At 69.2% G+C, this 23912-nt stretch carries 24 protein-coding genes and 1 pseudogene; 5 read left to right on the plus strand and 20 right to left on the minus strand.

The features are described from left to right. Together J0695_RS12515 and J0695_RS12520 are read left to right on the plus strand one after the other, a co-directional pair. Positions 1–442 (plus strand): annotated as a pseudogene (locus J0695_RS12515) (hypothetical protein); the annotation flags it as partial. A gap of 111 nt (positions 443–553) precedes the next feature. Next, a complete protein-coding gene (locus J0695_RS12520) occupies positions 554–706 on the plus strand; it encodes a hypothetical protein (protein ID WP_206962088.1) in 153 nt (50 codons plus the stop codon). A 56-nt stretch (positions 707–762) separates the two neighbouring features. On the opposite strand, the gene J0695_RS12525 is transcribed toward J0695_RS12520, so the two are convergent. After that, complete coding sequence (locus J0695_RS12525; RefSeq protein WP_242552558.1) at positions 763–1116, minus strand: metal-sensitive transcriptional regulator; 354 nt, start codon at positions 1114–1116, stop codon at positions 763–765. Between the two features lie 173 nt (positions 1117–1289). Between J0695_RS12525 and J0695_RS12530 the strand changes: the two genes are divergently transcribed. Together J0695_RS12530 and J0695_RS12535 are read left to right on the plus strand one after the other, a co-directional pair. Beyond that, entirely contained in the window at positions 1290–1910 is a 621-nt protein-coding gene (locus J0695_RS12530) for a DUF47 domain-containing protein (RefSeq protein WP_206962065.1), read from the plus strand. A 4-nt stretch (positions 1911–1914) separates the two neighbouring features. Further along, entirely contained in the window at positions 1915–2910 is a 996-nt protein-coding gene (locus tag J0695_RS12535) for an inorganic phosphate transporter (protein WP_206962066.1), read from the plus strand. A 143-nt stretch (positions 2911–3053) separates the two neighbouring features. On the opposite strand, the gene pstB is transcribed toward J0695_RS12535, so the two are convergent. The 14 genes from pstB to J0695_RS12605 all read right to left on the minus strand — a co-directional run bounded on the left by pstB (position 3054) and on the right by J0695_RS12605 (position 17532). After that, a complete protein-coding gene (pstB, locus tag J0695_RS12540; RefSeq protein ID WP_206962067.1) occupies positions 3054–3830 on the minus strand; it encodes a phosphate ABC transporter ATP-binding protein PstB in 777 nt (258 codons plus the stop codon). A 22-nt stretch (positions 3831–3852) separates the two neighbouring features. Further along, complete coding sequence (pstA, locus tag J0695_RS12545; RefSeq protein WP_206962068.1) at positions 3853–4926, minus strand: phosphate ABC transporter permease PstA; 1074 nt, start codon at positions 4924–4926, stop codon at positions 3853–3855. Beyond that, positions 4923–5912, minus strand: coding sequence for a phosphate ABC transporter permease subunit PstC (pstC, locus tag J0695_RS12550; RefSeq protein WP_206962069.1), 990 nt, complete (start codon positions 5910–5912; stop codon positions 4923–4925). The genes pstA and pstC overlap by 4 nt, the downstream gene beginning before the upstream one ends. Positions 5913–6022: 110 nt before the next feature. Further along, a complete protein-coding gene (gene pstS / locus J0695_RS12555; protein WP_206962070.1) occupies positions 6023–7162 on the minus strand; it encodes a phosphate ABC transporter substrate-binding protein PstS in 1140 nt (379 codons plus the stop codon). Between the two features lie 330 nt (positions 7163–7492). Further along, positions 7493–7927: an NUDIX hydrolase gene (locus tag J0695_RS12560; protein WP_206962071.1), complete on the minus strand. Its 435-nt coding sequence runs from the start codon at positions 7925–7927 to the stop codon at positions 7493–7495. Further along, complete coding sequence (locus J0695_RS12565; RefSeq protein WP_206962072.1) at positions 7924–8928, minus strand: CHAD domain-containing protein; 1005 nt, start codon at positions 8926–8928, stop codon at positions 7924–7926. Before J0695_RS12565 ends, J0695_RS12560 begins: the two co-directional genes overlap by 4 nt. Next, a complete protein-coding gene (locus J0695_RS12570) occupies positions 8915–11149 on the minus strand; it encodes an RNA degradosome polyphosphate kinase (RefSeq protein ID WP_206962073.1) in 2235 nt (744 codons plus the stop codon). Before J0695_RS12570 ends, J0695_RS12565 begins: the two co-directional genes overlap by 14 nt. Before the next feature lie 159 nt (positions 11150–11308). Then, a complete protein-coding gene (locus J0695_RS12575; RefSeq protein ID WP_206962074.1) occupies positions 11309–12268 on the minus strand; it encodes an ABC-2 membrane transporter-related protein in 960 nt (319 codons plus the stop codon). Beyond that, entirely contained in the window at positions 12265–13113 is an 849-nt protein-coding gene (locus J0695_RS12580; protein ID WP_206962075.1) for an ABC-2 membrane transporter-related protein, read from the minus strand. The genes J0695_RS12575 and J0695_RS12580 overlap by 4 nt, the downstream gene beginning before the upstream one ends. Beyond that, the gene (locus tag J0695_RS12585; RefSeq protein WP_206962076.1) at positions 13110–14078 is read right to left on the minus strand and encodes an ABC-2 membrane transporter-related protein; all 969 of its coding nucleotides are present in this window, start codon (positions 14076–14078) and stop codon (positions 13110–13112) included. Before J0695_RS12585 ends, J0695_RS12580 begins: the two co-directional genes overlap by 4 nt. Next, positions 14075–14977 carry an ABC transporter ATP-binding protein gene (locus J0695_RS12590; protein ID WP_206962077.1) on the minus strand — a complete coding sequence of 301 codons (903 nt, stop codon included), beginning with the start codon at positions 14975–14977 and terminating at the stop codon, positions 14075–14077. Before J0695_RS12590 ends, J0695_RS12585 begins: the two co-directional genes overlap by 4 nt. Further along, positions 14974–15375, minus strand: a complete 402-nt coding sequence (locus tag J0695_RS12595; protein WP_206962078.1) for a GntR family transcriptional regulator — start codon at positions 15373–15375, stop codon at positions 14974–14976. The genes J0695_RS12590 and J0695_RS12595 overlap by 4 nt, the downstream gene beginning before the upstream one ends. 95 nt (positions 15376–15470) lie before the next feature. Further along, on the minus strand, positions 15471–16388 hold the full coding sequence (gene mshD / locus J0695_RS12600) for a mycothiol synthase (RefSeq protein WP_206962079.1): 918 nt from the start codon (positions 16386–16388) through the stop codon (positions 15471–15473). A gap of 73 nt (positions 16389–16461) precedes the next feature. Then, a complete protein-coding gene (locus tag J0695_RS12605) occupies positions 16462–17532 on the minus strand; it encodes a PDDEXK nuclease domain-containing protein (protein WP_206962080.1) in 1071 nt (356 codons plus the stop codon). Between the two features lie 200 nt (positions 17533–17732). Between J0695_RS12605 and J0695_RS12610 the strand changes: the two genes are divergently transcribed. Continuing rightward, positions 17733–19550, plus strand: coding sequence for a bifunctional metallophosphatase/5'-nucleotidase (locus J0695_RS12610; RefSeq protein WP_206962081.1), 1818 nt, complete (start codon positions 17733–17735; stop codon positions 19548–19550). A gap of 54 nt (positions 19551–19604) precedes the next feature. On the opposite strand, the gene J0695_RS12615 is transcribed toward J0695_RS12610, so the two are convergent. The 5 genes from J0695_RS12615 to J0695_RS12635 all read right to left on the minus strand — a co-directional run. Beyond that, a complete protein-coding gene (locus J0695_RS12615; RefSeq protein ID WP_206962082.1) occupies positions 19605–20390 on the minus strand; it encodes an alpha/beta fold hydrolase in 786 nt (261 codons plus the stop codon). 58 nt (positions 20391–20448) lie between these two features. Next, entirely contained in the window at positions 20449–21843 is a 1395-nt protein-coding gene (locus tag J0695_RS12620) for a sensor histidine kinase (RefSeq protein WP_206962083.1), read from the minus strand. Between the two features lie 56 nt (positions 21844–21899). Beyond that, a complete protein-coding gene (locus tag J0695_RS12625; protein ID WP_206962084.1) occupies positions 21900–22637 on the minus strand; it encodes a response regulator transcription factor in 738 nt (245 codons plus the stop codon). A 51-nt stretch (positions 22638–22688) separates the two neighbouring features. Continuing rightward, positions 22689–22964: a hypothetical protein gene (locus J0695_RS12630; protein ID WP_242552563.1), complete on the minus strand. Its 276-nt coding sequence runs from the start codon at positions 22962–22964 to the stop codon at positions 22689–22691. Positions 22965–22974: 10 nt separating this feature from the next. Continuing rightward, positions 22975–23912 (minus strand): S1C family serine protease (locus J0695_RS12635; RefSeq protein WP_206962085.1); only part of this gene is annotated, 938 nt, incomplete at its 5' end.

Below are 23912 nucleotides of genomic sequence, written 5' to 3' on the forward strand. Positions count from 1 at the left end.
CGAGCTGCTCGCACCCGGCGCGCTCTACATGAAGAACCGGGGCGCCGGGGTGCCCGCGGGCAAATGGGTGCGGGTGGACACCACGACCCTGTCCGACCGGAATCTGGTCACGGGCGGCGCCACCGACCCGCTGACCGCGGCCGAACTGCTGCGCAGCGCGCGCAAGGTGCGTTACATCGGCACGCAGGAGCTGGACGGGGTTCGCGTACGGCACTACCGCGGTGTCACCGCCGCGGCGAAAGGGTTCGCCAGACGGGATGTGCCCTTCGACGCGTACCTCGACGAGGAGGGGCGGCTGCGCAAGGTGCGGCACTGGTTCAGCTTCGTCAACGAGGGCCGGACGGTGGATGTCGCCTCGACCACGGTGTTGTACGGATTCGGGGTACCCGTGGCAGTGAACCTGCCTGCCGCGGGGGACATTTACGCCGGAAAGATCCGCTGAGGGTCAGGCGGAAATGGTCCGTCCGTGCCATGCGCGGGGCGTGTCCGGATCCCTACGCTGGGAAGCCGACGACGGCAGAGAGAGGTGATGCACGTGCCGGGGCTGCGCACTATGAGTGTCCAGGAGCACGTGGCCCTCGCCGAGATCGAGCTGTGCGGTGAGTTGATGATCGCGGCGGCGGATGCCGCTGAGGAACGGCTCAGCGCGGACCGTATCGACGAGGTGCTGATGATGGTGTCGGTGTCGGCCGACGCCGAGGAGTAGCGGACGGGCGCGGCCCGGTCCATGCCGCGCCCCTTCTGGCCGGAGATCCCGACGGCTCAGGTGCGCAGCAGCCTGGCGATGGCCTTGGTCGCTTCCTCGACCTTGGCGTCGATCTCCTCGCCGCCCTTGACCGCGGCATCTGCCACACAGTGGCGGAGGTGCTCCTCCAGGAGCTGGAGCGCGAAGGACTGGAGGGCCTTGGTGGACGCCGAGACCTGCGTGAGTATGTCGATGCAGTAGACGTCCTCGTCGACCAGCCGCTGCAGACCCCTGATCTGGCCCTCGATACGGCGCAGCCGCTTGAGGTGCTCGTCCTTCTGGTGGTGGTAGCCGTGCACGCTCCGGGCGTGGGGCGTCACCGCTCCAGCGGTCTCCGTCACCTCGGTGGCCGTCGACTCGGTGGCCGTCATGGCGTCCTCCCGTTGGTCAAAAGGGGTACATACCCCTCGTGGGTATATGGTACCGGTCCCCCGTGCTGATCACTGTGCCTCATGGGCGACACTGGACGCTCGCCGGTTAGCCGTGGCCGGATGATGCGCCTAGCATCAGCCTGACCGAATCCAGAGCATCCTGAGGACCCCACGTGCGCTTTCGTCTGACCCCCCGGGAGACGAGCTTCTACGACATGTTCGCCGCATCTGCGGACAACATTGTCACGGGCTCCAAGCTCCTCATGGAACTGCTCGGTGCGGACGCCTCCGCCCGGGTCGAGATCGCGGAGCGGATGCGGGCAGCGGAGCACGCGGGGGACGATGCCACCCACGCGATCTTCCACCAGCTCAACTCCTCCTTCATCACGCCGTTCGACCGCGAGGACATCTACAACCTGGCCTCGCAGCTCGACGACATCATGGACTTCATGGAGGAGGCCGTCGACCTCGTCGTCCTCTACAACGTCGAAGAACTGCCCAAGGGTGTCGAGCAGCAGGTCGAGGTACTGGCGCGGGCGGCCGTTCTGACCGCCGAGGCCATGCCGAACCTGCGCACCATGGACAACCTCACCGAGTACTGGATCGAGGTCAACCGCCTGGAGAACCAGGCCGACCAGATCCACCGCAAACTCCTGGCCCAGCTCTTCAACGGCAAGTACGACGCCATGGAGGTACTGAAGCTGAAGCAGATCGTGGACGTACTGGAAGAGGCGGCCGACGCGTTCGAGCACGTCGCGAACACGGTGGAGACCATCGTCGTCAAGGAGTCCTGACCCGGTGGACACCTTCACTCTGATCGTGACCATCGGTGTCGCGCTCGGATTCACGTACACGAACGGCTTCCACGACTCCGCGAACGCCATCGCCACCTCCGTCTCCACGCGGGCGCTCACGCCCCGCGCGGCGCTGGCGATGGCCGCGGTGATGAACCTGGCCGGTGCCTTCCTCGGCAGTGGTGTCGCCAAGACCGTCAGCGAAGGGCTCATCGCCACGCCCACCGGGCAGAAGGGGATGGGAATCCTCTTCGCGGCGCTGGTCGGCGCGATCGTCTGGAACCTGATCACCTGGTACTTCGGGCTGCCGTCCTCCTCCTCGCATGCCCTGTTCGGCGGCATGGTGGGTGCGGCGCTCGCGGGCGGCACGACCGTCTACTGGTCGGGCGTGCTCGACAAGGTCGTCATCCCGATGTTCCTGTCCCCGGTGGTCGGCCTGGTCGTCGGTTATCTGGTGATGGTCGCGATCCTCTGGATGTTCCGGAAGTCCAACCCGCACAAGGCCAAGCGCGGCTTCCGCATCGCCCAGACCGTCTCGGCGGCCGGCATGGCGCTCGGCCACGGTCTGCAGGACGCCCAGAAGACGATGGGCATCGTGATGATGGCCCTGGTCATCTCGGGCGACGAGAGTTACGGCGACGAGATCCCGGTCTGGGTCAAGCTGGCCTGTGCGGCGATGCTCTCGCTCGGTACGTACGCGGGCGGCTGGCGCATCATGCGCACCCTCGGCCGCAAGATCATCGAGCTGGACCCGCCGCAGGGTTTCGCCGCCGAGACGACGGGCGCCTCGATCATGTTCGCGTCCTCGTACCTCTTCCACGCGCCGATCTCGACGACCCATGTCATCACCTCGGCGATCATGGGTGTGGGTGCGACCAAGGGGACGAAGGCCGTGCGCTGGGGTGTCGCCAAGAACATCGTGATGGGCTGGTTCATCACGATGCCGGCGGCCGCGCTGGTGGCCGCGGGCAGTTACTTCTTCGTGCAGCTGGTGTTCTGACAGCCGGTTTTCTGACAGCTGGTCTTCTGGCAGCTGGTCTTCTGGCTTCCGTACGTACGGTACGGAAATGGGCCCGTCCCCCGGTGAGGGGGACGGGCCCTTTGCCTTGCGGTGGCACCGCCATGCAGCACCGCAAGCCTTGGTTATCCGAAGCGGCCGGAGATGTAGTCCTCCGTGGCCTGCACGGACGGGTTGGAGAAGATTCGGGACGTCTCGTCCAGCTCGATGAGCCGGCCGGGCTGGCCGACCGCCGAGAGGTTGAAGAAGGCCGTGCGGTCCGAGACGCGGGCGGCCTGCTGCATGTTGTGCGTCACGATGACGATCGTGAAGCGCTCCTTCAGCTCTCCGATCAGGTCCTCGATGGCGAGGGTGGAGATCGGGTCGAGCGCCGAGCAGGGCTCATCCATCAGCAGGACCTGGGGCTCGACCGCGATGGCGCGGGCGATGCACAGACGCTGCTGCTGGCCGCCGGAGAGGCCGGAGCCCGGCTTGTTCAGGCGGTCCTTGACCTCGTTCCAGAGGTTGGCGCCCTTGAGGGACTTCTCGACGACGTCGTTGAGCTCGGACTTCTTGTACCTGCCGTTGAGGCGCAGGCCCGCCGCCACATTGTCGAAGATCGACATGGTGGGGAAGGGGTTCGGGCGCTGGAAGACCATGCCCACCGTGCGCCGGACGGTCACCGGGTCGACCGAGGAGCTGTAGAGGTTCTCGTCGTCCAGGAGGACCTTGCCCTCCACGCGGCCACCGGGGGTGACCTCGTGCATACGGTTGAGGGTGCGCAGGAGGGTCGACTTCCCACAGCCGGAGGGGCCGATGAAGGCCGTCACCGAGCGGGGCTCCACGGTCATCGAGATGTCCTCGATGGCCTTGTGGGCGGAGTAGTACGCGGTCAGGCCCGATACATCGATTCGCTTGGCCATTTCAATTCACTTCCCTGTGGCCTCAGCGGCCGGTTTTCGGGGCCTTCCAGCGGGCGATGCCGCGGGCCACCAGATTGAGGATCATGACGAACGCGATGAGGACCAGAGCGGCGGCCCATGCACGGTCGTACGAAGCTTCGCTGCCCACGCGGTACTGGTCCCAGATGTAGAAGGGGAGCGAGGACTGCGGGTCCTTGAAGGGGTTGCTGTTGATCATCGGGCTGCCGAAGACCAGCAGCATGATCGGCGCGGTCTCACCGGCGACGCGGGCGATGGCGAGCATCACACCGGTGGTGATGCCGCCGATCGCGGTCGGGATGACCACCTTCAGGATCGTGCGCCACTTCGGGATGCCGAGGGCGAGGGAGGCTTCGCGCAGCTCGTTCGGTACGAGCTTGAGCATCTCCTCGGTCGAACGGACCACGACCGGGATCATCAGGATCGTGAGCGCGAGCGAGCCGAGGTATCCGGCCGGCCCCAGGCCCAGCATCAGCACGAGGGTGAGGATGAAGAGGCCCGCGACGATGGACGGGATGCCGGTCATGACGTCCACGAAGAACGTCACGGCCTTGGCGAGTGCGCCCTTGCCGTACTCCACCAGATAGACCGCGGTCAGCAGGCCGATCGGCACGGAGATCAGGGTGGCGATGCCGACCTGCTCCAGGGTGCCGATGAGCGCGTGGTAGACGCCGCCGCCCGGCTGGAAGCTGGCGACCCCGGCCATCGAGTGGGTGAGGAAGTCGATGCTGAAGGCCTTGCTGCCACGGCTGACCGTCTCCCAGATGAGGGAGGCGAGCGGGATCACCGCGAGGACGAAGCAGACCCAGACGACGCTGGTCGCGATGCGGTCCTTGGCCTGGCGCTTGCCCTCCACGGCCGTCGAGGTCACGTACGTGATGACGACGAAGAGCAGGGCCGAGATCAGACCCCACTGGACCTTGCTGTGCCAGCCCGCGCCCGCACCGATGCCGACACCGAGCACGACGGCGAGGACGGCGATACCGGCCGGGGCCCATCGGGGGAGGTGCTTGCTGGCGAGGGGCTCGTGGGGCGCGGCCGGAGCCGGGGCGACGTCCTGGACTGTGGCGTGGCTCATGCGTTGGCCCCCGAGTACTCCTTGCGGCGGGCGATGATCATGCGTGCCGCGCCGTTGACCAGCAGGGTGAGGATGAAGAGCACCAGGCCGGAGGCGATCAGCGCGTCACGGCCCAGCGGATTGGCCTCGTCGAACTTGGCCGCGATGTTCTGGGCGAAGGTCCCGCCGCCCGCGTCCAGCACATGGCCGGAGATCAGGAAACTCGGCGAGAGGACCGTGGCGACGGCCATCGTCTCGCCGAGCGCACGGCCCAGGCCCAGCATCGAGGCGGAGATCACGCCCGAGCGGCCGAAGGGCAGTACCGAGAGGCGGATGACCTCCCAGCGGGTGGCGCCGAGCGCCAGGGCCGCCTCTTCGTTGATCCGGGGGACCTGGAGGAAGACCTCGCGGCTGACGCTGGTGATGATCGGCAGGATCATGATCGCGAGCAGGACGCCGACGGTGAAGATCGAGCGGGCCACGCCGACCTCGGTCTTGTCGAAGATGTACGTCCAGCCCAGGTACTGGTCCAGCCAGAGGTTGGTGCCTTCCAGGTACGGGACCAGGAAGAGCGCGCCCCAGATGCCGTAGATGATCGAGGGCACCGCGGCGAGGAGGTCCACCACGTACGCGAGCGGCGCGGCCAGCCTGCGCGGAGCGTAGTGGGAGATGAAGAGCGCGATGCCGACGGCCACGGGGACCGCGATGGCCATCGCGATGACCGAACTCACGACCGTGCCGAAGAGGAGGACCGCGATGCCGAAGGTGGGCTTCGCCGCGGCCGGGTCCCAGTTGAAGGTCGTGAGGAAGTTGGTGTCGTCCTTGGAGATGGCGAGGACGGAGCGGTAGGTGAGGAAGGCGGCGATCGACGCCATGAGCACGAGGAGGAGGATGCCCGAGCCTCGGGAGAGGCCGAGGAACACCTTGTCGCCCGCGCGGCCGGTGGACTGCTTGACGCGCTTCCTCGGGGCCGGCGGAGCCGGGGAGGTTTCGGTGGATATAGCCATGGTCTTTCCGGTCTGTGTGGGGGAGCTAGCTGGGCTCCCCTGGCGGCGGTGCACCGGATGGTGGCGGCGGCCGGTCAGTTCTCGTTGCTGACCGGCCGCCGCCGGGGGTCCTAGGAGAGGCCTGCGATGGTCTCCCGGACCTTGGCGTTGATCTCCGTCGGGATCGGGGCGTAACCGGCGCCCGAGAGGAGCTTCTGGCCCTCGTCGCCCGCGGTGTAGGTCAGGAAGGACTTGACCGTGCCCAGGGTGTCGGCCTTGTTGCCGGTGTCACAGACGATCTCGTACGTCACCAGGACGATCGGGTACGCGCCGTCGGCCTTGGTGGTGTAGTCGAGGCCGAGTGCCAGGTCCTTGCCGGTGCCCTTGATCTTGGCGGCGGCGATCGCCTTCGAGGCGTTCTCGGAGGTCGCCTCGACCGGGGCGGCCGCACCGGTGTTGATCTTGACGGTGGAGATCGACTGCGAGGAGGCGTAGCTCAGCTCGAAGTAGCCGACCGCGCCGTTGGTCTGCTTGACCTGGGCTGCGACACCGGCGGAGCCGGAGGCGGCCTGGCCACCGGGGGCCGGCCACTTCTTCTCGGCCTCGTACTTCCAGTCGGAAGCGGCGGTGGCGCTCAGGTACTTGCCGAGGTTCTGCGTGGTGCCGGAGTCCTCGGAGCGGTGGAAGGGCTGGATCGCCAGGTCGGGCAGCTTGACGCCCGGGTTGAGCTTGGCGATCGCCGTGTCGTTCCACTTCTTGATCTTCGTGTCGAAGATCTTCGCGAGGGTCGGGGCGTCCAGCGTCAGGCTGTCGACACCTTCGAGGTGGAAGCCGATCGCGATCGGGCCGCCGACCATCGGGAGGTTGATGCCCTGGCCGGTCTTGCAGATCTTCTTCGAGTCGGCGACCTCTTCGGGCTTGAGCGCCGAGTCGGAGCCGGCGAAGCCGACCGTGCCCTGGTTGAAGGCGATGATGCCCTCACCGGACGAGGAACCCTTGTAGTTGATCTTGGCGCCGCTGCAGGCGGCGTTGTACGCGTTCTGCCAGAGCTCCATCGCGTTCTTCTGCGCGCTGGAACCGGATGCCAGGAGCTGGCCCTTGGCGCCGTCGCACTTGATGTTGGAGGCCGCGGCGGAGCTGGTCTTGTCGCCGCTGCCACCGGTCGAGCTGGTGTTGTCGTCCGAACCGCACGCCGTGAGGACCAGGGCGCCGGAGACGGCGATGGCGCCGAGCGCGGCGGCGCGGAGCCGGTTCTTGCGCTGAAGCTTCACTTCGGGTGTTCCTTCCAGGAGCCGCCGTGGTCCGTGGTGTCGTACGGCGGCGTGCGATGAGGTTTTCGGTGTTCCGGCGGGTTGCCGTTCACCGTCTAAGGCCGAAATTAGACAGATCAGGTGAATCGGCCGACGGGGGAGAGTGAACGGCAGGTGAACCTCGCCGTACGACCGGGTGTTCGGTACCCAAGGGGCTCGTCCGGTCTCGGGGCGGTCTCGGACCGGTGACGGCACGGTCTCGCGGGGCGGTGCGGGGCTGGACTCCTCCCCGGGGGGCTCCGCCCCCGGACCCCCGCACCTCAAACGCCGGAGGGGCTGTTTTTGCCGGGTTCAGGCGCTGTGCAGCGCCGCGACCAGCGCGTCCACCAGGTCGCGGTCCCTGGGGTGCGTGAGGCGGTTGCGTGCGGTGAGCGGGGAGAGCCAGACGATCCGGTCGACCTCGTCGTTCGGCGTGAACGAGCCGTGGGTCGCCTCGGCCGCCCAGTAGACGACCTGCTTGGGGCGGTGATTGGCGACGTACCGCAGCGTGGGCAGGCGCGCGCCGGGCGTGCAGTGGTGCCCCGTCTCCTCCAGGACCTCGCGCAGTGCGCCGGCCAGGGCGTCCTCGCCGCGCTTCAGCTTGCCCTTGGGGTGCGACCAGTCGTCGTACTTCGGGCGGTGTACGAGACAGATCTCCAGCCAGCCGTCATGGGGCGAGCTGCGCCACAGGACACAGCCCGCGGCGAGGACGGTCGCGTTCGTGCCCGGGGATGAGCCGGTCGTCATGGGGCGGTCACCGCCGCTCTCTGCTGCCAGACCTGCTGGAAGGCGTATCTGGCGGCCTCGACTTCGTGCCGCTGATCGGCATGGAGGACGCCGAGAGCATAGGCGGTCGCCGGGGCGATCCTCGGCGTACGGGCGGCCGACGCGGCGGCCGATGCGGCCTCGGATGCGGCGCGGTGCCGGTCCAGGGCCTGGCCCGCTCCGAACACCCTCGGGTCCAGGCCCGGTCGGCCTTCGGCGTCGAGGTCGGCGTAGAGCACCTCATGGGCGTACCTGTTCAGGCGCAGCAGCAGCCTGACCGTGTGCCAGGGGGCGTCCTGCGCGTCGCTCAGGCCTTCCGCGTTGTACGGGAGCGAGGCCCGGCCCAGCGGCAGCACCGCGACGGCCTCGGTGAGCCGGTGGGCCGACGACTCGACCGCGGAGGGCAGGCCATCGACAGCGTCGGCGTCGGCGTGGGCCGAGGGGTCGAGCGGGACCTCGGAGGCCAGTAAAGCGACGGAGTCCGCGACCGCGTGGAAACGCGAGGAGCCGAGCGCCTGGAGGGCGGCCGAGTGGGCCCGGGTCCTGGCCAGGGTCAGCTGGCGCTCCAGGAGCGCGCCCGCGCGGGCCGCGCCGATGGAGGACAGGGCCGGTTCGGCCTTGGTGTCCGAGAGCCGGCCGAGTGCTTCGAGGAGCCGGGCGAGCCGGGCGGTGTACGCGTGCTCACGGGCCAGCGTGCCCGACAGCCAGGCCAGTTCGGTACGGAGACGGTCGGCCCAGGCCGCGTCGAGGAACGGGCGGAAGGTATGGAGGGCGGCGCTGATCCGGCGGGCGGGACGGCGCAGGTCGAGCGCCGCCTCCTCGCCGCCCTCGGGGGTGGTGCGCAGCGCGCGGAGGAAGTCGGCGGCCTGGTCGCAGAGGTAACACGTCAGGAGAGTGCCCGCCGTGGCCGTATCGGAAGAGTCGGCAGTGCTGGAGGTGTTGCTGGAGGTGTTGCTGGAGGTGTCGGCACTAGGGCGTTGCACGTCGGCGCCTCCGGGCGTCTATCAGCATCTCCTGCACATGGCGCAGCGGCTGGCCGTCGGCGTCGGCGTTGTGCCGCGTCCAGTTGCCGTCGGCGCCCAGGTGCCAGGAGGCGGTCTTGTCGGACATGCCGGTTTCCAGCAGACGGCTGAGGGCCGCCCGGTGCGCGGGGTCGGAGACCCGCACGAGCGCCTCGATCCGGCGGTCGAGGTTGCGGTGCATCATGTCGGCGCTGCCGAGCCAGACTTCGGGCTCGCCGCCGTTGCCGAAGGCGAAGACGCGCGAGTGCTCCAGGAAGCGGCCCAGTATCGAGCGGACCCTGATGTTCTCGGAGAGTCCGGCGACTCCGGGGCGCACCGCGCAGATGCCGCGCACCCAGATGTCGACGGGGACCCCGGCCATCGCGGCCCGGTAGCAGGCGTCGATGGTGGCCTCGTCGACCAGCGAGTTGCACTTGATGCGCACGTAGGCGGGGCGGCCGGCGCGGTGGTGCGCGACTTCCTTGTTGATACGGGTGATGAGCCCGTCCCGCAGCGACTTCGGCGCGACGAGGAGGCGGCGGTAGGTCTCGCGGCGCGAGTACCCCGACAGCCGGTTGAAGAGGTCGGAGAGGTCCGCGCCGACCTGCGGGTCGGCGGTGAGCAGGCCGAGGTCCTCGTACAGGCGGGCCGTCTTGGGGTGGTAGTTCCCCGTCCCCACGTGGGAGTAGCGGCGCAGGAGCTCGCCCTCCTGCCGTACGACCAGGGAGAGCTTGCAGTGCGTCTTCAGCCCGACGAGCCCGTAGACGACATGGCAGCCCGACTCCTCCAGCTTCCGCGCCCACTTGATGTTGGCCTGCTCGTCGAACCGAGCCTTGATCTCGACGAGTACGAGAACCTGCTTGCCCGACTCGGCGGCGTCGATCAGGGCGTCCACTATCGGTGAGTCGCCCGAAGTCCGGTACAGGGTCTGCTTGATGGCCAGCACGTCCGGGTCGCTCGCCGCCTGCTCCAGGAAGGCCTGGACGGAGGTGGAGAAGGAGTCGTACGGGTGGTGCAGCAGGACGTCGCGCTCGCGCAGGGCGGCGAAGATGTCAGGCGCCGACGACGACTCGACCTCGGCGAGGTCCCGGTGGGTGCCCGCCACGAACTTCGGGTACTTCAGCTCGGGCCGGTCGAGGCCGCCGATGCCGAAGAGGCCGGTGAGGTCGAGGGGACCCGGCAGCGGATAGACCTCCGCGTCGGACACCTTCAGCTCGCGGACCAGCAGATCCATGACGTACGGATCGATCGACTCCTCGACCTCCAGGCGCACCGGCGGCCCGAAGCGGCGCCGCATGAGCTCCTTCTCCAGCGCCTGGAGCAGGTTCTCGGTGTCGTCCTCCTCGACTTCGAGGTCCTCGTTGCGGGTCACCCGGAACATGTGGTGCGCCAGGACCTCCATCCCCGGGAAGAGCTCCTCGAGGTGGGCGGCGATCACGTCCTCAAGCGGTACGTACCGCTCGGGCGACGCCTCCAGGAAGCGGTTGAGCAGCGGCGGGACCTTGACGCGGGCGAAGTGGCGGTGGCCGCTGACCGGGTTCCGTACGACGACCGCGAGATTGAGGGAGAGCCCCGAGATGTACGGGAAGGGGTGCGCGGGGTCCACGGCAAGCGGGGTCAGGACGGGGAAGATCTGCGCCCGGAAGAGCGTGAAGAGGCGGGCCTGCTCCTTCTCCGTCAGGTCCGGCCAGCGGATCAGATGGATGCCGTCGTCGGCGAGCGCGGGCGCGATGTCCTGCTGGTAGCAGGCGGCGTGCCGGGCCATGAGCTCGCGCGAACGGGTCCAGATCAGATCGAGGACTTCGCGGGGCTGGAGGCCCGATGCGGAGCGGGTGGCGACCCCGGTGGCGATGCGGCGCTTCAGCCCTGCCACCCGGACCATGAAGAACTCATCGAGGTTCGAGGCGAAAATCGCGAGGAAGTTCGCCCGTTCGAGGAGGGGGGTGGCGGGATCCTCGGCGAGTTCGAGCACCCGCTCGTTGAACGCGAGCCAGCTGCGTTCCCGGTCGAGGAAGCGGCCGGAGGGCAGTTCGGCCCCGCTCCCGTCCTCCTCGTAGCCGTCCATGTCGGCGTCGATGTCGGATTCCAGGTCCGCGGCGGTCGCCGCGACGTTCGCGACGGTCTGCGGCCGGTGCGCGGCTATGGAGCCCACGGACGGCTGGATGTGCTGGAGCGGGACCTCTGCGCTGGGCTGCTGGCTCATGAAGCCATTCTTCCGCGCGAAGCCGTCGTGGGGCGCGGCGGCGGGTTGCATTCCGTGAGGGTCGCAAGCGCGTCTGAATGACGGGTAACGACGACATGACATGCGGGGTGCGGGCCCGGGGCCCCCGGGCGACCTCTGTGCGCCCGGGGGCCCCGGGGGTCAGGCGTTGCGGCGGTGCAGTACCCGGAAGGAGATCAGGACCAGGACGGCGGCCAGGGCCAGGACGATGCCGGTCTCGACGAGCTGGACCGGCAGGTAGTGGTCGGCGGGCTGGGCGGAGATGCAGGGGTCGACCGAGTCGATCAGATTGTGGTTGTAGATTCCGCCGCCGCAGGAATCGGATCCGGGCAGGTGCCAGAGGCTGCTGTCCCCGACCGCGCCGACCGGCCAGAGGCTGCCGCGCCACGGGGCGATCGCCACGGTGAGCAGCCAGGCGGCCGCCGCACCGGCGACGAGTGCGGGCACCGCGCGGCGCAGCAGCAGGGCGGCGAGGGCGCCGACGGCGAGGCCGAGCAGGGTGTAGGCGACGGTGGCCGGGCCGATGTTGAAGTACAGCGTGTACTTCTCGTAGCCGGCGCGCAGCATGTGGTGCGTGACGGACCAGTCGAGGAGCATCCGGTACGAGGCGACCAGCACGCCCGCGCCGACGGTGAGGAACGCGGCGGGCACGGCGAGCTTCGTGGCGAGCCAGCGGGCGGGCGACACGGACTGGGTCCAGGCGAGCTCGGCGGTCCCGTTCTCCAGCTCGCGCCCGATCAGCGCGGCACCGGCCCATGCGGCCACGACGGGGGCCAGGTTGCGGAGCACCTGACCGATCTCGAGGAGGCGGTCCCGGGTGGTGACGAGCGCGGTGTCGGACCACATCCACTCGTCGCAGGCACGGTGTCCGGCGGTACCGCAGCCCGCCAGGGTCGCGGCGGCGTCGACGCCGGTGGATCCGTACCGCACCCAGAGCAGTACGCCTATGGAGATCACGACGAAGGCCACCCAGACCCAGAGGGCGGTGCGGTGCAGGCGCAGGACGGTCCAGAGCTGGCCGCTGGGACGGAGCCGGGAGGTCTTGGCGGTCTTGGCGGGCGCGGGAGCGGGAGCGGGGTGGGGGGAAGTGGACGTGCTCATGACGCTGCTTTCGTACGGAGGAGACGGAAGGTGAGGGTGAGGGCGAGGGCGGCCACGGCGAGGACGAGGCCGGTCTCGATGAGCTGGGTGGGCCAGAAGTGGGGGATGTAGGTGTTGAAGTAGCCGCTGATGTCGTGCTCGCGCATGCACTGGTCGCTCACGCAGGCGTCGCCGATCTTCGCGCCGGTGGAGGTGACGTTGCCGTCGGCCACGAAGATGCCGGGCGCGCCGCGCATGCCCTCGTCGAGGGTGCTGTAGAGCGTGGTCGCTGTCCCGAGGTGACCGCGCGCGAAGTTGAACGCGAACTCGACGATCCCGATGGCGACGAAGCTCGCCACCATCGCGGGGATGGTCCGGCGCACCAGGATGCCGACCAGCGCGCCGATCGCGATGTACGCCAGAGCTCGGGCGGCGCCGAGCGGGCCGATCAGGGGGTAGACCTGGTCGGCGTACCACTCCATGCCCTGTGCGCCGTCCGGCTTGAAGGACAGCGCCCAGCGGCACAGGCCCGCCAGGACCAGCATCGTGGCGACGGCTCCGGCCGCCGGCAGGGCGAGCTTCGCGGTGAGCCAGCGGGCGGGGGAGACCGACTGGGTCCAGAGCAGGCGGTACGCGCCCGACTCCAGGTCGCGGGCGATCATCGGGCCCGCGACGAAGAGGCCGAAGAGCGCGGGGAGGAAGCCGATCACGCTCATGCAGGTCTGGACGACGTCGACGTACGTCCACCCCAGGAGCACCAGCCGCACCACGATGAGAAGGACGAGCGCGACCGCTCCCCAGCCGAGGGTTCGGCCGTGCTGGCGGGCGACCAGCCAGGCGGGGCCGCGCAGGGCGAGGGCGCTCATGCTGCTGTCCTTCGGAGGAGACGGAAGGCGGCCGCGGCCGCCAGGGCGGTGAGGGCCAGGACGATGCCGGTCTCGACGAGCTGGAGGGGCCAGTAGTCGGAGGCGCGGTGGAAGACGGCGTAGGGGCCGGAGATGTGGTTCTTCGTCCAGCACGCGTTCTCGTCGGTCATGCCTTTGAGGCACAGGTCGTACGGGAGCCGCTTGCCGCTGCTGTCGACAAGGCCCTGCTCCTGGACCCAGGTGTTCGGACCGGCGGGCCAGGAGCGCGGCGAGTTGCCGGCGGCGTATGTCGTCGGCCAGAGGTGGCCGCGGAGATGAGGCATGACCCAGATGACGATGCTCGTCGCCGCCCCCGCGATCCCCATCGCGGGCAGGGTGCGCCGTACGAGAAGTGCGGCGAGTGCGGCGAGGGCGACGGCCAGCAGGACGTAGGCGACGCCGACCGGGCCGGTCGCGGGGAAGGTGGAGTCCGCGTACCAGTTGCCCCTCACGCCGGGCCCCGCCCACCGCGCCCACCGGTACATCCCGATGAGCGCAGCCGTGCCCGCGCCCAGCGCGAGCGCGGGCAGGACGGTACGGGTGGTGAGCCAGCGGGCCGGGGAGACGGACTGGGTCCAGGACATCCGGTACGTACCGGACTCCAGCTCCCGTGCGATCAGCGGCCCGGCGACGAAGAGGGCGAAGGCGACCGGGAGCAGCAGGAGGGCCACTCCCGCCTTGGCCATGAGCTCCCTGTAGGCCCAGTCGCTGCTCGCGATGAACCAGGTGTTGTCGGTGCAGGACCCGTTCGAGAGCCGGATGGGGCAGCTGCTCCCGGCGTACTTCTCCGCCAGGTCTGCGGCCCACAGGGGCACCGCCACGAGCAGCGCGACCGACAGCACCAGCAGCACGGCCGCCGTCCACAGCGTCCCGCGGTGCACGCGTACGGCGACCCAGTCGGGACCGCGCAGGGCGAGCCCGTTCATGCGCGCACCGCCGTATCCGTACGGTGCTCCGCGCTCGGCGTCAGCAGGTCCGGGGCGTCCGGGGAGCGGAGGTGGGCCAGGAGCAGCTCCTCCAGGGAGGGTTCCGCCGTCTCCCACGGGCCCTCGATCGGCCCGTCGCGCCGTACCAGCGCGGTGAGCCCGCGGCCCGCCGTGCGCTGTTCGATCACTGTGTGCGGGGCGAGGTCGGCGACCGGTCCTGTGAGCAGGGTGTGCGCGGCGACGATGTCTTCGGTCTCGCCGCCGAGGCGGACTCGGCCGCCGTCGACCAGCAGCAAGTAGTCGCAGGAGCCTTCGAGTTCGGTGAGTACGTGGGACGACATGACGACCGTCGTACCGTTCTCCGCGGCCTCCGCCATCAGCGTGCCCATCAGCTGGTGGCGGGCGAGCGGGTCGAGGTCGGCCATCGGCTCGTCGAGCAGCATGAGTTCGGGCCGCTTGCCCAGCGCGAGGGCGAGCGCGACGCGGGTGCGCTGGCCGCCGGAGAGGGAGCGGACGCGCTCGGAGGGGTCGAGTTTGCCCTCGGCGACGATTCGCTCGGCGGCGGCCATGTCCCAGCGCCCGGGGTTGAGTTCCTGCCCCATGCGCAGCGTGTCGGCGATGGAGAGCTGCGGGATGAGGGGCTTGTCCTGGGCGACGTAACCGATCAGCTCGCGTGCCTCGCCCGGGGTGCGGCCGAGGACGCTGACCGTGCCCTCGGTGGGGCGGAGCAGGCCGGCGGCGAGGGCGAGGAGCGTGGACTTGCCGGCGCCGTTGGGGCCGACGAGGGCGCAGATACGGCCGGTGGGCAGTCGGAAGGAGCAGTCGCGGAGAGCCCAGGAGGAGCGCTTGCGGCTGTACCTCTTGCCGAGTCCTACGGTCTCGATGGCGGTGTCGTTCATCGGTCCTCGTCCCCCTTGGAATTCTTGAAGCAGTCGTCCAGTACGGATGCGCAGAGCGCCGCCGCGTCGTCCTTGTCCAGGCCGGCCCCGCGGGCCCTGGCCGCCCAGTCGGCGAGTTCGGCACGCAGGGCCGAGTCGGCGGGCGGGCTGTGGCCGAGCCCCTTGGTGATGAAGGTGCCGAGCCCGCGCCGCCCCTCGGCCAGCCCCTCGCGCTCCAGCTCGCGGTAGGCCTTGAGCACGGTGTTGGGGTTGATGGCGGTGGCCTCGACCACCTCGCGGGCGGTCGGCAGCTTGTCGCCGGGCTCCAGCAGGCCCAGGCGCAGGGCCTGCTTGGTCTGCTGGACGATCTGGAGGTACGTGGAGACGCCGCTGCGGCGGTCGATGCGGTACTCGATCACTCGGTTACCCCCTTTCACTAATTGAGTAGTGAAAGGGTGATCCAAAGAAGGGGCCGGTGTCAAGCGAGCACCGGCCCCTGAGACTCCGCTGTGACCTACGACTCCGTGCGGTACATCAGATCGACCTCGTGTGTGGTGAACCCGAGCCGCTCGTACACGGTCACCGCCGCCGTGTTGTCCGCGTCGACGTAGAGCATCGCGGTGGGCAGGCCCTCGGCGGCGAGGTGGCGCAGCCCGGTCGCGGTCAGCGCCTTGCCGAGGCCGCCGCCCTGGGCGTCGGGCCGGATCCCCACGACGTACACCTCACCGAGCTGCTCTGCGGTGTGCACCTTGGTCCAGTGGAACCCGACGACCTCCCCGTCGGCCTCCCGCTCCGCCAGGAAGAACCCCTTCGGATCGAACCAGGCCTCGCCCTTGCGGTCGTCTAGGTCCCGCTGGGTGAGCGAGCCCTGCTCGGGGTGGTGGGCGAAGGCGGCGGCATTGACCGCGAGCCAGGCGGCGTCGTCGGCGCCGGGGGTGAAGGTCCGTACGCGTACCCCTGCCGGATAGACCGGCTCGGGGATGTTCGGCGGGCTCAACGACCGCCGCAGCTGGCGCAGTTCACGGAAGAGGCTCAGCCCGAGGGTCTGCGCGAGGTGTCGTGCGGCGGAGTGCCCGCCGTGCGCCCACACCCGCAGCCGCTTCCCCGAGACGGTGAGCAGCGCGGCCCCGAGCGCGCGACCGTGACCCCTGCCGCGGTGGTCGGGGTGGATGACGAGCTCGGCGGCGGGGGCCTCGACGGGGTCGGTGTCCTCGAGCTGGGCGTACCCGGCGAGCACATCGCCCACGCTCAGCAGCAGATGCCGAATCCCGTTACGCCGCCCCCCATGGATGGCGAGCCGCCCCTGCTCGGACACGGCCTGCTGCCCATCGGCCCGCGCGGCCTCGGCAAGCAGCGCGAGTACGGCTTCGGCCTGGTCGGGGGTGAGGGCGTCGAGGGTGCGGATGGTGCGGGCGGTGGGGTCTGTCGTCATGTGTACGAGCCTACGGCGGGCCCAGTTGTCCAACAGCCCGTTGGACAACTGGCCTCCGTGAGCGGCGCTGTCCCTACGCATCCGCCCGATCGGCCCGCAGCACGTCGTCCGCGACGCGCGCCAGATCCTCCGCGCTGGGCAGCGCCTTCTGCGCCTCGGCGTCGACACCGGTCCAGGTCGCCACGGCCATGGGGCCTCCGCTGCGGGCGAGTGCGTACTCGGCCACGGCGGGGTCGTGGTTGGCGGCGACCAGAAGTCCGATGGTCGGGCCGTCGTGCTCAGGATCCCGGATCAGGTCGTCGGCGACGGTGAGGTAGAAATTGAGCTTGCCGAAGTGCTCGGGTTCGGCGCGGCCGGTCTTGAGCTCGATGACCACGTAGCGGTGGAGCCTGCAGTGGTAGAAGAGCAGGTCGAGCCGGAAGTCGGACTCGCCCACGCGGAGCGGGTACTGCTTCCCGACAAAGGCGAAACCGACTCCGAGCCCGGTGAGGAAAAGGACCACTCGAGAGACGAGGGCGTCCTCGAGGCTGCGCTCGGGGGCCTGGTTGTCGAGACCGGTGAAGTCCAGGTCGTACGGACTCCTGACCATGGCCTGGAGCGCGTCGGAGTCCTCGGGGACGGTGGCAGCGAAGTTACTGATGGCGGCGCCTTCGCGCTCGTGCAGTTGATTGCGGATCTGGTGCTCCAGGACACTGCGGGACCAGCCGTGTTGCACAGCCCGTCGTGCGTAGAAGTCCAGCTCAGAACGGTTCTTGCGGCAGTTGAGGAGGACGGCGATGTGTCCCCAGGGCAATTGCGCAACAGCTTGTTGCGCAATCTGTTCGGGCCACGTTCGAGCCATCTGCTGCATGTACTGGAGGTTGCGGGAGCCGAAGCCTCGCTGGCCCGGAAACTCGGTGCGCAGTTCCGTGGCAATGCGGTTGATGACCTTGGATCCCCAGCGCTCCTCTCCCTGGCGCTGAAGGATCGTCCGCCCGATCTCCCAGTACATCCGGATCATCTCGGTGTTGACCTTGAGCTGTGCGCGGACATGCGCACCGCGCACGATCGACTTCAGGTCATCGACCATGTCGAAGAAGCCCGCAGGCAGTTCGGAGGACTGCGCGGGCAGGGAGACAGCCTTGGCCGTGATCTCGTCGCTCATACGCACAGGCTTGCGTCGAGCGTGAGTGCAGTGACGTTAATGCGATGAAACCCCACCCTTGCGGGTGATTGTTCGCACCCCGTGGTGCGCCCGATGGCAACCAGCTCGTAACCCGTCACCCCCTGTCGCGCTACGCGCGTCGACCGTAGGCTGCGCGGCACAGTCACCACACAGGCCACGCTGAAATCACAAGGGGAGAGATGTCAGCGACACCTCACAGCAACCGTGCGACCCGGCGCCTTCTCGCCGCTGCCGCCGGGCTCGCCACCGTCGGGGCGCTCGTTGCCGCCATGCCTGCCAGTGCGGACGGGCATGGTCATGGGCACGGGCACCAGCCCTCGCGCACCGTCGACGTACAGCTGCTGTCCTTCAACGACCTGCACGGGAACCTGGAGCCGCCGGCCGGTTCGGCCGGGGCCGTCACCGAGACGCAGGCCGACGGGACCACCAAGTCCATCCCGGCCGGGGGCGCGGAGTATCTGGCGACCTCACTGCGGACCGCGCGGCAGGGGCACCCGTACTCGATCACTGCCGCAGGCGGCGACATGATCGGGGCCAGCCCGCTGCTCTCCGGGCTCTTCCACGACGAGCCGACCATCGAGGCGCTCAACAAGATCAAGCTCGATGTGACGACCGTCGGGAATCATGAATTCGACGAAGGCGCCGTCGAGTTGGCGCGCATGCAGAACGGTGGGTGCCATCCCACCGAGGGGTGTTACGAGGCCGGGAAGACGTTCGAGGGGGCTGATTTCCCTTACCTCGCGGCCAATGTGACCAGCGAGAAGACCGGGAAGCCGATCCTCAAGCCGTACACGGTCTGGAAGAAGAACGGCGTCAAGATCGGGTTCATCGGCGTGACGCTGGAGGGGACTCCCAACATCGTCACCGCCAATGGCGTCAAGGGGCTCAAGTTCCATGACGAGATCGAGACCGTCAACAAGTACGCCAAGGAGCTCGACCGGCAGGGCGTGAAGTCCATCGTCGCGCTCATCCACGAGGGCGGGCAGCCGGCGTCGGCCTCGTACAACTACGGGTGCGACTCGCCGGGTGCCGGGGACGGCATCTCCGGGCCGATCGTCGACATCGCCAAGGGCATCTCGCCGAAGGTGGACGCGCTCGTCACCGGGCACACCCACCAGGCGTACGTCTGCACCATCCCCGACCCGGCGGGCAACCCTCGCCTGGTCACCTCGGCCGCCTCGTACGGGAAGCTCTACACCGACACCACCCTGACGTACGACCGGAAGACGAAGGACATCGTCCGTACGGCCGTGAAGTCGCCGGTCTCCGGCAACCACATCGTCAGCCGTGACCAGGCCAAGGCGTCCGACATCACCGAACTGATCGCGCGCTGGAACAAGTTGGCGGCCCCGGTCGCCAACCGGCCGCAGGGGTTCATCTCCGCCGACATCAACGGGCGCGGCTCATCGGCGTACGAGAAGCCGCTCGGGGATCTGATCGCCGACGCCCAGTTGGCCGGGCTCTCGCCCGCCGACAAGGGGGGCGCGCAGATCGCCTTCATGAACCCGGGCGGGATCCGTTCCGATCTGGTCTACAAGGCCTCCGGGACCGAGGGCGACGGGGTCGTGACGTACGGGGAGGCCTTCACCGTCCAGCCGTTCACCAACATGATGAATGTGGTGGATCTGACCGGCGCGCAGGTGGTGAGTGCGCTGCAGCAGCAGGTCAGCGGGTCCAACGAGGCCTCGCCGAAGATCTTGCAGAGCTCCAAGGGGCTTACGTACACGCTCGACATGACGAAGGCGGGCGCGGCCCGCGTCGTCACCGGCACCATCGAGCTCGACGGTGCCGCGATCGATCCGGCCAAGACCTATCGCGTCGCCATGAACGAGTTCCTGGCGGGCGGCGGCGACGGGTTCGCCGCGCTCGGGCAGGGCACGAACAAGCTGGTCGGGGCCTCCGACCTGGATGTCTTCAACGCCTATCTGGCGGCCAACTCCTCGGCGTCCGCGCCGATCGCGCCGCCGGTGACCGATCGCATCACGGTCGTTCAGTAGTCGCTGGTTCGGAGGGGGCGGCGGGCCCGGTGGCCCGCCGCCCCCTCCGCGTTTTCAGAGGGTCGCGAGGAAGTCCCGTACCGCCGATGCGAATCCCTTCGGGTCCTGCGCGTGGACGAAGTGGTCACCGTCGAGTTCGGCCATGGTGGTGTTCGGGCGGCGTTCCACCGTCGCGTGGGCCAACTCCGGTGTGAACACCTGGCTCTTCGTGCCGTGCACGAACAGCGCGGGGCAGGTGCTGCCCGTCCAGTCCGCCCAGTGGTCGCCGTGGACGAGCGTCTCGGAGTCGATCGTGTCCTGCGGGTGGAACGGCAGTCGCCAGCCGCCATCCGCCGTGGGACGCAGCGCGGGGGCGATCATCGGGCCCACCGGGCCGGTGGCGGCGACGAGTTCCTCGCGGGTACGCGCTGTGTACGGGAAGCCGGCGACGAAGGAGAGGCCGCTCGGGCCGTCGGGCAGGGCGGGCGGACCCTCGACGTTGACTACCGCTGCGACCAACTGAGGGTGCTGTGCAGCAAGTTGGTAGGCGTTTATGCCGCCCAGGGAGTGGCCGAGCACGACCGCCGAGTCCAGGTCCAGGTGGGCGAGGAGTGCGACGAGGTCGTCGATGTAGCCCTGGCGGGAGTAGTCCGCCGCCCGGTCGGAGTCGCCGTGGCCGCGCTGGTCGGGGGCGATGACCCGCCACTCGTCACCCAGTTCGGCGGCGAGGCCGGTGAAGGACGCGCCCTCGGAGAGGTGGCCGTGCAGCGCGAGGAGCGGGCGGCCGGTGGCCGGGCCGAAGTCGAGGTAGGACAGGCGGCGGCCGTCGATTTTCAGTTCGTTGCGCGTCGTCGAGGTCATGGCTTGACTGTACGCATGTATAGGACGACTGTGCAATACGTTTGTATAGATCTCTCGGTCAGAGGGCTTCCTGTGGGGGAGGCGTCGGTGCTCCGGGGATGCGGATGCGCGCCTCCGTACCCCCGCCCGGCGCCTCGTGCAGGGAGATGGATCCGCCGGACTGCTGGATCGTGCGCGCCACGATGGACAGGCCGAGGCCCGAGCCGGGGAGTGAACGGGCCGTGGGTGAGCGCCAGAAGCGTTCGAAGACGTGGGGGAGGTCCTCGGGCGGGATGCCGGACCCGTGGTCGCGGACCGTCAACTCGCCGTCGGTCAGCGTGACTTCGATGGTGCCCTGGGGCGGGCTGAACTTCACCGCGTTGTCGAGGACGTTGACGATGGCCCGCTCCAGGGCGGCCGGCTCGGCCCGTACGTACCAAGGGGCGACGGTGTGGGTGATCGTCAGCTCGGGGCCGCGGAGGCGGGCGCGTTCCAGGGCGGCGGCGGTGATGTCGTGCAGGGCGACGACCTGGAGGGGGCCGCCGATGGCCGCGTCGGGGCGGGAGAGTTCCTGCAAGTCGCCGATGAGGGCGGCCAGTTCGGTCATCTGGGCCTTGACGGAAGCCATGAGCGCCTTGCGGTCGGCCGGGGGGATGGCGCGGCCGGTTTCTTCGCTGCGGGCGAGGAGTTCGACGTTCGTACGGAGGGAGGTGAGCGGCGTGCGGAGCTCGTGACCGGCGTCGGCGATGAGCTGGGCCTGGCGCTCGCGGGATTCGCCGAGGGCGGCGGTCATGGAGTTGAAGGACATGGAGAGGCGCGCGATCTCGTCCTCGCCCTCTACGGGGATCTGGAGGGTGAGGTCTTCGGTGCGGGCCACGTGCTCGACGGCTTCGGTGAGGCGGTCTACGGGCTTGAGTCCTGCTCGGGCGATCCACAGGCCGGCTGCGCCCGCGCCGATGACTCCGATGCCGGAGACTCCGAGCAGGAGCAGTGCCAGCTCGTTGAGGGTGTTCTGCGTGTCCTTGAGCGGGTAACCGATCATGAGCGCGGTGTCGGGATAGATCCGCGGGCCGTGGTCGGTGACGATCGGGACGGTGATGATCCGTACCGGATTGCCTTCCGAGTCGGTGCCGTTGCGGTACGTCTCGACCCTGGGGACCGGGTTGGTCGCCACTTTGGTGTCGCTGCTGGTGGCCTTCATCAGTCCGCCCGAGCCAGTGGCGAGACAGACGGTGCCGTCGGACCGCACCAACTGCAGGTAGTAGACGGAGGGCTGATCGCCGAGGCCGCTGTTGGAGCTGGGCGTCTGGGAGCAGTTGTTGAGCGTGATGGTCACCGATTGAGAGGGGATGCTCCCCTTGGCCTGCGAGCCCAGCTTTGAGTCGATCTCGTCGTACAGCTTCCCCTGCACCAGAAACCAGCAAATGACCGACACCACAGCCACCGCGAACGCCACCGCCGCAGCCGTGAGCATCGCCAGCCGCGACCGGAGCGGAAGCCTCCGGAAGCGTCGCAGCGGATGGGGCCGCTTCACTCCGCCCCGCCCGCCCGAAGCGCGTACCCCACGCCCCGCACTGTGTGCACAAGTCGCGGCTCGCCGCCCGCTTCCGTCTTCCTCCGCAGGTACATCACGTACACATCAAGGGAGTTGGAGCTCGGCTCGAAGTCGAACCCCCACACCGCCTTCAGGATCTGCTCCCGCGTCAGCACCTGCCGGGGGTGCGCCAGGAACATCTCCAGCAGCGTGAACTCCGTCCGGGTCAGCTCCACCTTCCGCTCGCCCCGCAGCACCTCCCGCGTCGACAGATCCATCCGCAGGTCCGCGAAGGCCAGCACGTTGTCGTCCGGGGCGTCGGCGCCCGCGCCGGTCGTCGCGTACGAGGACCTGCGCAGCAGCGCCCTGACCCTGGCGAAGAGTTCGTCCAGTTCGAACGGCTTGACCAGGTAGTCGTCGGCGCCCGCGTCGAGCCCCGTCACCCGGTCGCCCACCGTGTCCCGTGCCGTCAGCATCAGTATCGGCGTCGTCGAGCCCGAGGCGCGCAGCCTGCGTGCGGCCGTCATGCCGTCCATCCGGGGCATCTGGATGTCCAGGACGATCAGGTCGGGGCCGTACGCCTCCGCCTTGGTCAGTGCGTCCAGGCCGTCGACGGCGACCTCCGTCCCGTATCCCTCGAAGGCGAGGCTGCGCTGCAGCGCCTCGCGCACGGCGGGCTCGTCGTCGACGATGAGGATGCGCTGCGGTTCGCGGCCGTCTTCGGCGGGGCTCATGGTCCTGGTCCTAGGGGTGGGAGAGGCGGTCGGGCGGCTGGGATCAGCGTCTCAGCCTCGCACGGTGCGCGTTCGCATGGCGGCCCGGCGCGTGTGGCGGGCCGCGACCGTGGGGGAGGCGGCCAGTTCGGGGGCTCGTACGGAAGGCGCGTGCAGCTCCGCCGCGACCGCGAGCGCCAGGCCCAGGCCGGCCGGGCCCGCCGCCACCGTCGGAGCGTGTTCGGCACGGCCCACGCGGGTGCGGTGTTGGGTGGAGTCCGAGCCCCAGGTGACCATCGCGGCCAGGGTGTGGCGGGCTCGGTTGAGCTGGGTGGTGAGACGGGTCATGAGGGGCTCCTTAGTTGCTGTCCGCGCCGCCGGCCCGCAGCGTGTCCAGGTCGGCCTTGACCGTGTTGATCGGGATCGCGAAGCCGAGGCCGACGCTGCCGGCGCTGGAGCTGGAGGTGGAGCTGTCCGAACTGGCGGAGTACATCGCGGAGTTGATGCCGATGATCTGGCCGTTCATGTTGATCAGGGCGCCACCGGAGTTGCCCGGGTTGAGCGAGGCGTCCGTCTGGATGGCCTTGTACGTCGTCGTGGACGAGCCGGTGGAGCCGTTGAAGTCCTGGCCGCCGTACGAGAACGGCCACTGGTCGCTGCCCCCGCCACTGCCGCTCCCGCCGTCGCTGCCCTGCGACTGGCTCTCGTCCGTCGAGACCGTCACATCGCGGTTCAGCGCCGAGACGATGCCACTCGTGACGCTGCCGCTCAGGCCCTCGGGCGAGCCGATCGCCACGACCTGGTCGCCGACCGCGATCTTGCTGGAGTCGCCGAGCGAGGCCGCCTTCAGCCCGCTCGCGTTCTCCAGCTTGATGAGCGCGAGGTCCTTCTTGGCGTCGGTGCCCACGACCTTGGCCGTGTACGTCTTGCCGTCGCTCATGGTGACCTTGATGGAGGAGGCCCCGGTGACGACGTGGTTGTTGGTGACGATCTCGCCGTCACTGGTGATGATCACGCCCGAGCCCGTCGACGAACCGGACGTCGAGGTGGCGCCGATCTCCACGATGCTGGGGGAGACCGCGGAGGCGACACCGGAGACCGTGCCGTTGCTGCTGGCGGAGACGGTGGTGCCGTTGACCGTGGACGAGGAGTCGGACGAACCGTTCGTGAGGTTCTCGGCGACGGCCGCCGTACCTCCGCCGACCACCGCCGCGATGATCGCGACAGCCGCGAGGAGTGCGATCGGCCGCTTGGCGCGCTTGCGCTTCTCGGGAGCGGGGACGGGGACGGGGACGG

The organism is Streptomyces beijiangensis (assembly GCF_017315755.1).
GTDB classification, from domain to species: domain Bacteria; phylum Actinomycetota; class Actinomycetes; order Streptomycetales; family Streptomycetaceae; genus Streptomyces; species Streptomyces beijiangensis.